Source organism: Serratia sp. TMDUHS_CL, from assembly GCF_037137105.1.
In the GTDB taxonomy this organism is placed as follows: domain Bacteria; phylum Pseudomonadota; class Gammaproteobacteria; order Enterobacterales; family Enterobacteriaceae; genus Serratia; species Serratia nevei.
This window is the reverse complement of sequence record NZ_JBBBDV010000039.1, coordinates 1-508: the sequence shown is the minus strand read 5'-3', so window position 1 is coordinate 508 and position 508 is coordinate 1. Positions and strand designations below refer to the sequence as shown.

Annotated in this window: 1 protein-coding gene; it reads right to left on the bottom strand. The window is 64.0% G+C overall.

The genetic code is table 11. The annotated features are described in order from the left end of the window. Nucleotides 1-508 (bottom strand): condensation domain-containing protein (locus WCL58_RS25270; protein ID WP_336851756.1); only part of this gene is annotated, 508 nt, incomplete at both ends.

Here is a 508-nt window from a genome sequence, read left to right as displayed (position 1 = left end):
GGTCTGATCCAGCGGGTAGTCACGCTCGGTGCGGTTCCAGCCATGCAGCAGATGCTCCCGTTCGGCGAGCGGCAACAAATCGATATGGGATACTGACCGTGGGCTATTCAACGTCATCGCCCGCAGCGCCTGTACCAGGTAAACGCCGTAGCGTTCGGCGGTGGCGCGATCGAACAACGCCGTGGCGAAGTTCAGCGTACCGCTGATGCCTTCGCCGGTATCGGCCAGATCGAGCGTCAGATCAAACTTCGCCGCGCTGTATTCCAGCCCGGCCAACTCGGCCTGCAGCCCAGGCAGCGGAATATCGCGCACCGAGCCGTCCTGCCAGGCCAGCATCACCTGGAACAGCGGGGTATAGCCCAGGTGGCGCGGCGGATTGACCAGCTCCACCACCTGCTCGAACGGCAGATCGCGATTTTCCTGCGCCGTTAGCACCGCGTGGCGGATCCGCGCGATCAGCGTCGGCAGATCCGGATCGTCGCGAAGATCGATGCGCAGCGCCAGCGTA